Origin of the sequence: Paenibacillus rhizoplanae, assembly GCF_042684125.1 — a bacterium.
Taxonomy (GTDB): domain Bacteria; phylum Bacillota; class Bacilli; order Paenibacillales; family Paenibacillaceae; genus Paenibacillus_AQ; species Paenibacillus_AQ rhizoplanae.
In genome coordinates this window covers 1-11,860 of record NZ_JBHUKY010000012.1, presented here as the reverse complement: position 1 = coordinate 11,860, position 11,860 = coordinate 1, and the positions used below count along the sequence as shown (strand labels likewise).

Here is an 11,860-nt window from a genome sequence, read left to right as displayed (position 1 = left end):
CCTGCGGAGCGGAAGATTAGCACTTTGCTCCCGCAGGCCTGTCCTGCAGATAGAAGAAAGGAGGGAGACTTGTGACACAGAAGTTATCCCTGGTATGGCTGAATTACAAGCGGAATAAAGTGATCTACTGGATGGCTCTTCCGGTGGTGTTATACTTCCTGGTCTTCAAGTATCTGCCGATGTATGGCGCGGTTATCGCCTTCAAGGAATACACCGTTGGCAAGGGCATCTGGGGCAGTGAATGGGTGGGGCTGCAGCATTTTCGCGATTTTTTTCAGAGCTATTATTTCTGGCGGGTGCTCAAAAACACACTGATTCTCAGCTTCTACCAGCTGCTGTTCGGCTTCCCGGCCCCGATCCTGCTGGCGCTGCTGCTCAATGAGCTGAGGCATGAGATGTTCAAACGCACGGTGCAGACGGTCTCTTATATCCCCCACTTTATCTCTCTGGTGGTCATTTGCGGGATGGTGGTCGATTTCTCCTCCCGTGACGGGCTGTTCAATTCCATCATTACGTTCTTCGGCGGGGAGAGCAGCGCGCTGCTGAGTGATCCGGGCAATTTCCGCACGATCTATACGGCCTCCTCCATCTGGCAGGAGCTGGGGTTCTCGACCATTATCTATCTGGCTGCCCTCAGCGGAATTAACCCGGAGCTCTACGATGCGTCGAAGGTCGATGGGGCCAGCAGGATACGCCGGGTATGGCATATTACGCTGCCGGGAATTATCCCGATGATTGTGATTCTGCTGATTCTGCGCATAGGCGGACTGATGGAGATCGGCTTCGAGAAGGTGATCCTGCTCTATAATCCCAATGTCTACGATACAGCGGATGTCATCTCCACCTTCGTCTACCGCAAAGGGATCAGCGAAAGTGCAGAGTTCAGCTACACTACGGCGGTCGGCCTGTTCCAGTCGCTGGTTAATTTCATTCTGCTCATCGGCGCCAATCGGCTCTCCAAGGCCGTATCTGACAATAAGCTGTTCTAAGTGGGGGATTCTCATGACCATTCAACGAACAATAGGCGAAAAACTGTTTGACAGTCTCAATGTGCTGCTCATGGTTCTGCTTATTATCATCACTTTGTATCCGCTGTGGCATGTGCTGAATGCCTCGCTCAGCGACTCCAACCGGCTGATGGCCCATAGCGGGCTGCTGCTGCTCCCGGACGGGTTCAATCTGGACAGCTACAAGCTGGTGCTCAGTAATCCGAGCATTCTCTCCGGCTACCGCAATACGCTGGTGATCGTAGTGCTGGGCACGGCGCTCAATTTGCTTTTTACTATCCTGGGGGCCTATACCCTGTCCCGCAAAAGCTTCATGCTGCGCAATCCGATCATGCTGGCCATTGTATTCACCATGTTCTTCAACGGCGGGATTATCCCGACCTACCTGCTGATCAACAATACGCTCCACCTCGGCAATAACCTGCTGGCACTGATTGTACCCGGGCTGGTCAGCAGTTATAATCTGATCATTATGCGTACAGCCTTTCAGGGAATCTCCGAGAGTCTGCTGGAATCGGCCAGAATCGACGGGGCGGGGGAGATGCGCATTCTCTGGCGGATTGTCGTACCCTTATCGATGCCGGTCATTGCGGTCATGATTCTGTTCTACGGCGTAGGCCACTGGAACTCCTGGTTCAGCGCCATCCTGTACATCCGCGACCGTGATTTGTATCCGCTTCAATTGGTGCTGCGTGAGATTCTCATCCAGAATAGTACGGATTCGATGACCACCTCGGCAGCTATGGGCGACAAGGAAGCGATCGGAGAAAGCGTGAAATATGCAACGGTGATGGTGGCGACACTGCCGATTCTGTTTATTTATCCGTTTTTGCAGAAATATTTCGTGAAGGGCGTCATGATTGGCGCAATCAAGGAATAGACAGGACACGTGCCTGGACTATCTACATCATGAACAAGGAGGAGGAGCGCCATGAAAAAGAAAAGCATCCTGCTGTCCTGGAGCCTCTCTTATCTGGTCATCCTGCTCATCCCCGTCACCATCGGGGCGGCTGTATTTGCGGAGTCCCGCAATCTGCTGAAGGAAGAGGTGAACCGCTCCAACATGGTGCTGCTGTCCCAGGTGCAGGAGACCATCGACAGCCAGACCCAGGATATCAGCAGCATCAGCAGCCAGCTCATGGCCGATTCCCAGCTCAGCAGCTTCATCAACCACGCCTCCGAGCAGGATGCCAGATGGCGGCTGATGGGGCTGGAGCTGATCAAGAACCTCAAATCCATCCGGATCGGGAACGGGCTCATCCGCGAGCTGTACATCTATGTGAAGTCTTCGGATGTGGCGCTGTCCTCCTCTTCGCTGGTGTCCAAGAAGCTGCTGTATGACATTTACTATGAGGGGACCGGGGTAAGCGGCCCGGAGTGGACCCGGCTGATGCAGGAGTCAGACCAGAGTGTTTTTCGCAAAATGAAGGTTCTCAGCGAAGACCGCCGCATTGAAGAAACGCTGGTCTACCTGCAGCCGTTCCCGGTTCAGGTGTCGCAGAGCAGCCCGGCGACCTTTGTGGTGATGCTGGACCCGGAACGGTTCCAGCAGGCGATCAATAATGTGCGGCTGGAGCCGGAGAGTATTGTATTCATCCTGGACCGTGACGGGCGGACGCTTTTTTCTACAGGAACGGTTGAAACCCCTTACACCATACATCAATATTTGCAGCAGAATAAGGACAGCGAACGGCGGACCGGCACGGCCGACTGGAACGGGGAATCGGTGACGGTCTCGCAAATATCCTCTAGTGTTGAGGATTGGCAGTATGTCTCTATCGTTCCGACCCGGATCTATGCCAAGAAGCTGATGGTGATCCGCAGCATCACCTTCGCCGGTGTGGCTGCTGTTCTGCTGCTGGGCGGCATCGCCGCCTGGTGGTTCACCCGCCGGAATTACCGGCCGCTCGGCCGGATTATGGATATTATCTCTGATAAGGTCAAGGGCAAGCTGGAACAGCCGGATGATGAGTTCGGCATCCTGCAGACGGTGCTGACCCGGGCCTGGGAGGAGCAGGACCAGTTCGCCACGCGGCTGAAGGAGCAGCAGTCGATGGTGCGCAGCAGCTTCCTGGCGAGGCTGCTAAAGGGGCGGGTGCAGCTGGGAGAAGGGCTTGCCGGTGAGATGGGGCGTCTGGGCCTTTTTTGGGAGAGTGATTCCTTCGCGGTACTGCTGGTACACCTGGAGAATTATGAGGGTCTGTTCCGCACACGGGCCCCGGAGGATGAGGAGGGAAAGCGCCAGTTCGTCCATCTGATCCTGACTAATGTGCTGGAGGAGCTGCTGGGCCCGGCCGGTCCGGTCTATTCCGCAGAGATGGATGGGCGGATCGCGCTGCTGGTCAATCTCCGGGGAAATGCGGCGGACGCTGTGCCGGAGCTGATCCGGGCGACCGGGGAGGCGCAGCATTTCATCCAGTCCCGCTTCCTGATCTATTTCTCCGTTGGCGTCAGCAGTGTCCACACCTCTCTGGCAGACATCTCCGCCTGCTTCCGGGAGTCGGAGGAGGCGCTGGAATACCGGCTGATTCTCGGCATCGGCCAGATTATTGACCAGGACCGTATCCGGCAGCCCAAGGAGGAGCTGTATTATCCGCTCGATCTGGAGCGTCAGCTGGTCAATTATATTGCCACAGGCAATTATGCCCGTTCCACCGAGGTGATGAATGAGATTCTAATGACCAATTTTGCCGGGGAGCCCTTATCCGTTGAGCTGGCCCGTTGCCTGATGTTCGAGCTGATCGGGACCATGCTGAAGGCTACGGAGCAGCTCAAGACCGATGACCTGAAGGAGCTGACCCGGCGCAATGAGCTGATCCGGCGGCTGTTTGCCTGTGAGACCTTCGAGGAGATAGAGACGGAGCTGCTGCAGATTCTGGAGACGGTCTGCCAGATGGTGCATGAACGCAAGCGTTCCCACAACACCGAGCTGAAGGAGCAGCTCCTGGAATTCATTCATGAGAATTACAATGATGTGAATCTGGGACTGACCCATATCTCGGAACGCTTCCGGTTCCATCCTACGTATGTCTCGAAGTATTTCAAGGAACAGACCGGCACCAACGTTATCGACTATATCAACCAGTATCGGATCGAAGAAGCCAAGCGGATTCTGGAGGCGGATGAACTGAATGTGCAGGAGGTCTCGGAGCGTGTGGGCTTCCTGAACAGCAATTCCTTCATCCGCGTGTTCAAGAAATATGAGGGGATCACTCCGGGCCAGTACAAACAGGCTAATCGGCTGATCCAGCAAGATAACCTATAACAAGGAGGAGTAACTGATATGTGGCAACAAGCAATTGAGGATGCACTTCGCGTAACGAAACGCAATATTACAAGATTCGGGGACCAGTTCCCCCATGTGAGTACCGGGGATGAGCATTATACGCTCAATGATAATACGGAGTGGACGGCGGGCTTCTGGTCCGGCATCCTCTGGCTCTGCTCTGAGTACAGTGAAGATCCGGTCTACCGCGAACAGGCGTTAAGGACCGTCCAGAGCTTCCGCCGCCGTATGGACCACAAAATTATTTTTGATCATCATGATATTGGTTTCCTCTACTCCTTGTCATCCAAGGCCCAGTGGATCATCGAACGGGATGAAGGGGCCCGGCAGCTTACGCTGGAGGCGGCGGACATGCTGATGAAGCGCTGGCGCGAAGAGCCTTGCTTGATCCAGGCCTGGGGGCGGGAGGGGGATGCCGTTAACGGCGGACGGATCATTATCGACTGTCTGCTCAATCTGCCGCTGCTGCTCTGGGCGCATGAGCAGACCGGCAATGACGCCTACCGGCGGGTAGCCGAGCTGCATGCCCTTAAGTCCCGCCGCTTCCTGGTACGCGGGGATGATTCCAGCTATCATACCTTCTATTTCGATCCTGTGACCGGAGACGCCATCCGCGGCGGTACACATCAGGGTTACCGTGACGGCTCCACCTGGACGCGCGGGCAGGCATGGGGCATCTATGGCTTCGCTCTGATCAGCCGTTATCTGAAGAGTGCGGAGATGCTGGAGACGGCGAAGCGGCTGGGCCGTTACTTCGTGGCCCATCTGCCGGAGGATGGGGTCGCGTATTGGGATTTCGACACTCCCGTAGAACCGGGGACGAAGCGTGATAGCTCGGCCTCAGCCATTGCCGCCTGCGGGCTGCTGGAGATTGCGGCGCAGCTGGAGACGGCAGATCCGGAGCGCCAATTCTTTCAGGAGGCGGGAGAGGCAGCGGTGCGGGCGCTGGCAAAGCATTATTCGACCCATGGTAACGAGCAAGCAGAGGGTCTGCTGGAGCACGGCGCATACTCGGCCAGAGCCGGGGATTCACCGGATGATTACACCATCTGGGGCGATTATTATTATCTGGAGGCGCTGATGCGGCTGGAACGGGGGATTCCAGGGTATTGGTATGAGCGGCCCGTTCTATAGATCCCAGCTATGTGGGATGGCGGTTCCGGGACCCGGCCCTGATAATTGGTACATGACCTGTTGTGGTCATGTACCAATTATCATTTTCGGAGGGGATGGAATGAACAGGAGGACATCTAATACAGCTAATACAGCTAATATAGCTAATACAGCCAATACAGGTAGTGCGTGGGAGCAGGCAGACGGCGATCAATATGTACAGAACATCAGCCGCAAAATCCCGGGATACCAGCTCCAGTATGACTTGATGGATACACTGCTAACAGCGCGGCTGGACAAGCGGGAGAAGCAGGAGCTACTAATCGTCGGAGCGGGGGGAGGACAGGAGATCCTGAAGCTGGGCCTGAGCCACCCGGCCTGGAGCTTCAGCGGCCTGGATACCTCGCAGCGTATGCTCCAGGCTGCACAGCAACGGCTGGAGTCTGCGGGTCTGATGAACAGAGTGCAGCTGCATCATGCCGAGATTACTGCCTGGAGCTGCGACACACGGTATGATGCCGCAACCTGTATGCTGGTGCTGCATTTCTTGCCAGGTCGGGAGAAGAAGCTGGCGCTCCTCCGCAGCATTGCCGCGCGGCTCCGGCCGGGTGCACCGCTGTGTATGTCCGCCATCTGCGGGGTGCCAGGCACTCCTGCATGGGAGCTTCAGATGGAAGGCTGGCGGCTGCATATGCTCGGTAACGGCATCGCAGAGGAACAGTGGCAGACCTTCGAGCAATCGTTCGGGGTAACCTCCCATCCGCTCCCTGCTCAAGATATGGAGGAGCTACTGGTGGAGGCCGGGTTCACGGCCGTATCCAGATTCTTCGGCGCTTATCTGATTGACGGTTGGGTGGCGGTGAATGCGCAGGATCAGCAGTTGGAATAACGGATCTTAATTCGCCGGATTTACAGGAACGATAGCAATTGCATTTTGTACAATGGAATGCTTTAAAAAAGGCTTCGAAATAGATTCTATTGTATTCAGTGCAATGGAATGTTGAAAAAAGGCCATTTTTCAGCTAAAACGCAACATTCCACTGTATGAAATACAATAGATTCTCATTTAACGGTCAGCTTTGCGTTTTCTATTGCAGGAAATACAATCAGCTACTTGATTTTAAGAGTAGAGATCGGCAACGGGTGCAGGATCAGCCTACTATTAGCTCAATGTTCATGCTCAGACTTTAACTGAGGTTCATTCTTACAGTTTTAAAGCCGATGCTGTAAAGCTCCTAGCCCTCCGCACCGTCACCCCTTCACCGCCGAGCTGGCCACCCCTTCAATAATGTATTTCTGGCCGAGCAGGAAGACGAGAATCATCGGGATGATACCGGCGGTTGCGGCGGCCATCATGCCGTTGTAGTCGACATTGTTCTCCAGGATGAAATTCTGCAGCCCGAGCGGAACGGTGAACAGATCCTGGTCGATCAGGAAGACGAGCGCATTCTCATAATCGTTCCAGTGCCAGGAGAAGTCGATGATCGCCAGTGTCGCCAGCGAAGGCTTGGCCATCGGCAGGATAATCCGCGAGAAGATGCGGAAATGGCCGGCACCGTCGATGAAGGCAGCCTCCGAGATTTCATGGGGCACGGAGAGGAAGAACTGCCGCATCATGAACACGCCGAAGATGGTGAACATGCCGGGCAGAATCAGCGCCCAGTGGGTGTTATAGATGCCGGCCCAGTCGAACATGATGAACTTGGGCACGAACAGCACCTGCGGAGGAACCATCATCATGGACAGATAGACCAGGAACATCGTGTTACGTCCCTTGAACTCAATTCTGGCAAAACCATAGGCTGCCAAAGCGGACAGGGAAACGGCACCTATGGTACTCAGCACAGCCACCTTAAGGGAATTCAGATAGTAAGGCACGAAGCTGCCTGTACCGGACCAGACCTTAACATGATGACTCCAGTTAAAGTGGTCCGGAATCCACTGGATCGGATAGCGGAATACCTCTGCAGGGGTTTTGAAGGAGGTGCTGATCATCCAGAGGAAGGGCACAATCATGACGATGCTGAAGAACAGCATGATTAATGTGGTGATGATTTTGGCAACAGCGGCTTTATTCATATTCTCAGCTCCTTAGTAGTGAACCCAGCGTTTCTGGCCCAGCCATTGAACGACGGTGAAGATCAGAATGATCAGGAACAGGGCCCAGGAGACCGCTGACGCATAGCCCATCTCGTAATAGCGGAAGGCATTCTGATAGATGAACAGGGATAATACGGTAGTGCTGTTTCCTGGTCCGCCCTGTGTGATCGCCTGGATGATGCCGAACTGCTTGATTGACATGATCAGCCCGGTGATCAGCAGCAGAAAAGTGGTGGGACTCACCAGCGGCCACAGGATGCTGCGGACCGTCTGCCACGTGCGGGCACCGTCGATGGTAGCTGCCTCCAGCAGCTCGCCGGACACCTCCTGCAAGGCGGCGAGGTAGATAATCATGTTATAACCGAGCATGAACCAGATCCAGATGATATCAATCGCATACATGGACGTATCCATCGTGGACAGCCAGCCGGGAGGGTTCTCGATGCCCATAGAGCGGAGAATGCCGTTAATCGGCCCGTTATTCGGGTGGAACAGCAGCATCCAGACGAAGGCTACGGCTACGCCGCTGGTAATGTAGGGCATGAAGTAAAGGGCGCGCAGCAGCTTTTTGAGATATACGGAACGGTTCAGAATGACAGCCACCAGGAACGCCAGTCCAATGGATACAGGAACAGAGAGCAGAAACAGCAGCGTGTTCTTAATGGCAATATAGAAGACCTCATCCCCCAGCATCCGCCGGATATTGGCCAGCCCGATGAACTTGGTATGGGGACTCATAAATTTGTAGTCTGTAAACATGAGATAGAACGAATACATAGCCGGTATGATAAAAAAAAGTATCACGCCAATCATATTGGGCCCGATAAACAGATAGCCCAGCAACTGCTGACGTCGCATCCAGGTTGCTTTCACAATAGCCCCACTCCTTTAGGTCTTTTGAGTACATTACAAGCATAGCAAGCGTTCCCTTGAGGGTTAAGGAACAAAACCACCCACTTCATGGCACAGAAATATACAATTACGCAAGCGGTGGCAGGCGCTTCGGTCTTAGTTATGTTCTATCCATGTTCCGGGCAGCAAGAAAAGCGGCATTCCCGGAAGGAATGCCGCTGGAGCAATACTATGATCGTTATCTGAAAAGCAGGCTATAGACTTAAGCTATCCGGCTTCTCCCGCTGTTGATGCCGGTATTGACTGGGCGTCTGCGCGGTCAGGCGCTTGAAGATTTTGATGAAGTAGTTATCGCTCACGAAGCCGACCCGGTTGCCGATCTCATAGACCGGCAGGTCGGAGCCGGTCAGGAGCCGGATCGCCTGATCTACCCGTACACGGTGCAGATAGTGGATGAGGGTGTGGCCGGTTTTCTTTTTGAACAGGGTGCTGACATAATTCTCGGCCATCATGACATACTGCGACATCGACTTCACGGTAATATCCTCAGCGTAGTGTTCGTGCAGATAGTGAAGGATCTTCTGGATCTCCGGGTGGCTCGTAATCTCCTCATGGGCCTGCGGGGGCGGGGGAGACTCCTGAGGGCTATCCGGTTCAGCCTTGCGGTTCTTCTCCAGCTCGCCGCTGATCTTGCGCAGTGTGTCCCGGAGTGAATTCACGCTCATCGACAGCTTCAGAATATAATTGGACGCCCCGTATTCCATGGCCTGCCGCACATTCTCGAAGTCATTCATGCAGGTCAGCATGACGAAGCGGGAACCATACCCCTCCTCACGGGTTCTGCGCAGCAGCTCGACTCCATCCATCTCCGGCATGACGATATCCGAAATCACCAGATCGGGCGTCTCCTCCCGGATCATCTCCAGCGCCTCTGCCCCGTTGCCCGCTTCTCCGCTGACCGTGAAGCCAAGCTCTTCCCAGGCGATAATCTCGCGCACGCTTTCCCGTACGAATACCTCATCCTCCACCAGCAGTACCTTCCACATGTGTAATCCCTCCCGTAGTTATGCGCTTCAAGCCGGATGTTCGTTGCCGTAAGGTGTGGACATTAGCAGCGGCAGCGTCAAGCGCACCGTAACGCCTTCACTGGTTGAGAGAACCTCAAGCAGTCCCTCTTCCCGGAACAACAGCCGCAGCCGCTCCTGAATGTTACTCAGTCCGATACCCGGACGCTTGCGCGGAGCCTTGGGCCCCCCGCCCTGCTCCATGCCTACGCCGTTGTCCCGGATCTCGACAATCAGCCTGTGCTCTTCGCGGCGGACATTCAGCTCAATGAGGCCGTGGCCGGGCAGTCTGCTGATTCCGTGAATGATGGCGTTCTCCACCAGCGGCTGGAGGCTGAGCTTCGGCACCAGAGCATACAGAATGTCCTCGTCATACGTGAACGTACAGTCGAATTTGTGGGCGTACCGGACCTGCTGAATATGGACATACGCCTCAACAAGCTCAATTTCATCCTTGAGATGGATAAGATCCTTATCGGTATTCAGACTGGCCTCCAGCAGCTTGCCGAGCGACAGCGTCATGTTCGTAATATCCTCGTTATGCTCACGGATGGCGATCCATTTGATCGTATTCAGCGTGTTGAGCAGGAAGTGGGGATTCGTCTGGGCCAGCAGCATCTGAAAATGCACCGCCTCCTTCTGGCGCTCCTCGGCCTTCAGCTTCTGGATCAGCAGGTGGGTGTCGTCAAGCATCGTATTGAAGGTCCGGGTAAGATCCAGGATCTCCCCGCTGAACTTATGCTCCGGCAGGCGGATCTTCAGGCTTTTCTGCACCGCCGCCTTCATCTTGTTCTGCAGATGGGACAAGGGCCGCGTAATGGTCGTAGCAATCACGAAGGTCATCATCAGGAAGATGCTCGTCAGCACCAGGAATGTAATGAAGTACTGCTGCTTCAGCCCCTCGATCTCCACGAACAGCACAGACAGCGGAATCCGGTTGACGATATACCAGTCCAGCGACTCCACATAGATATAGTTAATCAGGGCGTTCGAGTCCTTGTCGATAAAATACTGCTGTCCCGGCTGCCCGGCAAAGCCCGCCTTCACCTTCTCAGATAACTGGCTGCCCGGAACCGACTGGGAGATATCCTCACCCGAGCGTGTGATCAGGAAATATTGCTGCTCCAGATCGGACTGCTTGTGAATGGAGCGCAGCCAGTACGTATAATCAATGCTGATCCGGGCCATGCCATACGGCTGGTTCCGGGCATCCTCCAGATAGGCATATAAAGAGAGAAGATAGGCGCTGGTAGAGACATCGCGCAGCACGTAGTTGGCATCATTAGGCACCCAGTGATAAGAGCTGTTATTCATCTGCCCTCTGTCGAACCCGGGATTACCCCGCAGATCTGAATAGACCAGTGAATCCTTAGGCGGGTATGAGGTGTATGCGCTTTCAGATAAGTCCAGAATCATGAAGTAGACCGAAGGATTATACAGGAAGAAGCTGTTGTTCAGGTTCTTGAAAATATTCTCCATCAGCCGCTTATTCTCCAGCTGATTACGCTGTTCAGGATGGAGCAGTACAGACTTCACAGTGTCATCCTGCTTCAGGAACAGCAGCGTCTTGAAGGCGATGCTGATCTGGTCCTCCAGCGTGCGGTACATTTGCTCCAGCTGATAGTGGCTCTGCTGGCTGATTTTCTTCTGGACCAGCGTCTCAATACGCTGATAGTTATAGATGTTCAGTGCGCCGAACGGCAGCAGAATCAGGCACACGAACGCGGTGAACAGACGGTATTTCAACTTCTGGGGAATCAGCACACGCAGCAGCTGTGACACAGGGAAGCACCTCCAAGCCTGACCGAACCTACCCGGTTCGGGACGGTTGATATGCTAGATTATAGCATAATCCCTCCGCCGGATTGGCGATATTTCAAATTGCATGGTTTTGTTCCAGCGGGCACGGGAGGATGGCGGAAATGCATAGTTTTGTTCTATTCGGGGGGCTTGACAGGGAGGACAAGAAAGACGGAGCGGATAGTTATCCGCCCCGCCTTGTCAAGGGACTTCCTGAACCGCATGTGCTGCCTTTACCTGTGGACCGACGGACTCAGAAGCTCTTATTTGGCGAAAAAGTCAACTTTATGCATGCAGGCGGACTCAGAGGCCCTTATATCACTCCTGGTAACCGGAAATGAGGAGGAAAATGGCAGTTAAGCGCATCTGAGTCCGCATAGCTTCCATAACAGCGAGATTCGCCCAAATAAGCGCATCCCAGTCCGCAAAAGAAAGAGAGGTGCCATGATTCCCATGGCAAGCCTCTTGTACGCTACACTATATTTCTCTATTTCTTCTCTGTCTGCGCCCCGTCCGCTACTTCGTCTGCTTCAAATGGGTTTAGAATAGATAGTAGACGCCACTTAACGGACGGAGGGATAATAAGGATCACGGAGGTGTGTTGCCATGGGTGAACAACGAAAACGGTACAATGAAGA

General features: G+C 54.3%; 9 protein-coding genes. 5 read left to right on the top strand and 4 right to left on the bottom strand.

The window, feature by feature from the left end; genetic code table 11:
• Nucleotides 1-71 precede the first annotated feature (71 nt).
• The 5 genes from ACFSX3_RS04575 (at nucleotide 72) to ACFSX3_RS04555 (ending at nucleotide 6,295) form a co-directional block, all read left to right on the top strand.
• Nucleotides 72-989 carry an ABC transporter permease gene (locus ACFSX3_RS04575; RefSeq protein WP_379312656.1) on the top strand — a complete coding sequence of 306 codons (918 nt, stop codon included), beginning with the start codon at nucleotides 72-74 and terminating at the stop codon, nucleotides 987-989.
• Between the two features lie 13 nt (nucleotides 990-1,002).
• Nucleotides 1,003-1,887 (top strand): carbohydrate ABC transporter permease, encoded by an 885-nt coding sequence (locus ACFSX3_RS04570; protein WP_209994071.1) that lies wholly within the window; start codon nucleotides 1,003-1,005, stop codon nucleotides 1,885-1,887.
• Nucleotides 1,888-1,938: 51 nt separating this feature from the next.
• Nucleotides 1,939-4,272, top strand: a complete 2,334-nt coding sequence (locus ACFSX3_RS04565; protein ID WP_209994072.1) for a helix-turn-helix domain-containing protein — start codon at nucleotides 1,939-1,941, stop codon at nucleotides 4,270-4,272.
• 18 nt (nucleotides 4,273-4,290) lie between these two features.
• Nucleotides 4,291-5,427 carry a glycoside hydrolase family 88 protein gene (locus tag ACFSX3_RS04560; RefSeq protein ID WP_209994073.1) on the top strand — a complete coding sequence of 379 codons (1,137 nt, stop codon included), beginning with the start codon at nucleotides 4,291-4,293 and terminating at the stop codon, nucleotides 5,425-5,427.
• A 100-nt stretch (nucleotides 5,428-5,527) separates the two neighbouring features.
• On the top strand, nucleotides 5,528-6,295 hold the full coding sequence (locus ACFSX3_RS04555) for a class I SAM-dependent methyltransferase (protein ID WP_209994074.1): 768 nt from the start codon (nucleotides 5,528-5,530) through the stop codon (nucleotides 6,293-6,295).
• A 362-nt stretch (nucleotides 6,296-6,657) separates the two neighbouring features.
• Here ACFSX3_RS04555 and ACFSX3_RS04550 read toward each other — a convergent pair whose 3' ends face one another.
• From ACFSX3_RS04550 to ACFSX3_RS04535, 4 genes are all read right to left on the bottom strand, one after another.
• Nucleotides 6,658-7,485, bottom strand: coding sequence for a carbohydrate ABC transporter permease (locus tag ACFSX3_RS04550; RefSeq protein WP_209994075.1), 828 nt, complete (start codon nucleotides 7,483-7,485; stop codon nucleotides 6,658-6,660).
• A gap of 12 nt (nucleotides 7,486-7,497) precedes the next feature.
• On the bottom strand, nucleotides 7,498-8,379 hold the full coding sequence (locus tag ACFSX3_RS04545) for a carbohydrate ABC transporter permease (protein WP_036726391.1): 882 nt from the start codon (nucleotides 8,377-8,379) through the stop codon (nucleotides 7,498-7,500).
• A 233-nt stretch (nucleotides 8,380-8,612) separates the two neighbouring features.
• Nucleotides 8,613-9,404 (bottom strand): response regulator, encoded by a 792-nt coding sequence (locus ACFSX3_RS04540; RefSeq protein ID WP_209994076.1) that lies wholly within the window; start codon nucleotides 9,402-9,404, stop codon nucleotides 8,613-8,615.
• A 27-nt stretch (nucleotides 9,405-9,431) separates the two neighbouring features.
• On the bottom strand, nucleotides 9,432-11,204 hold the full coding sequence (locus ACFSX3_RS04535) for a sensor histidine kinase (RefSeq protein ID WP_209994077.1): 1,773 nt from the start codon (nucleotides 11,202-11,204) through the stop codon (nucleotides 9,432-9,434).
• Nucleotides 11,205-11,860: the final 656 nt, after the last annotated feature.

Excerpts from the sequence above, each read along its gene's own strand:
- ACFSX3_RS04550 (WP_209994075.1), bottom strand. The coding sequence starts at position 7,485 with ATGAATAAAGCCGCTGTTGCCAAAATCATCACCACATTAATCATGCTG.
- ACFSX3_RS04540 (WP_209994076.1), bottom strand. The coding sequence starts at position 9,404 with ATGTGGAAGGTACTGCTGGTGGAGGATGAGGTATTCGTACGGGAAAGC.
- ACFSX3_RS04555 (WP_209994074.1), top strand. The coding sequence starts at position 5,528 with ATGAACAGGAGGACATCTAATACAGCTAATACAGCTAATATAGCTAAT.
- ACFSX3_RS04565 (WP_209994072.1), top strand. The coding sequence starts at position 1,939 with ATGAAAAAGAAAAGCATCCTGCTGTCCTGGAGCCTCTCTTATCTGGTC.
- ACFSX3_RS04570 (WP_209994071.1), top strand. The coding sequence starts at position 1,003 with ATGACCATTCAACGAACAATAGGCGAAAAACTGTTTGACAGTCTCAAT.
- ACFSX3_RS04560 (WP_209994073.1), top strand. The coding sequence starts at position 4,291 with ATGTGGCAACAAGCAATTGAGGATGCACTTCGCGTAACGAAACGCAAT.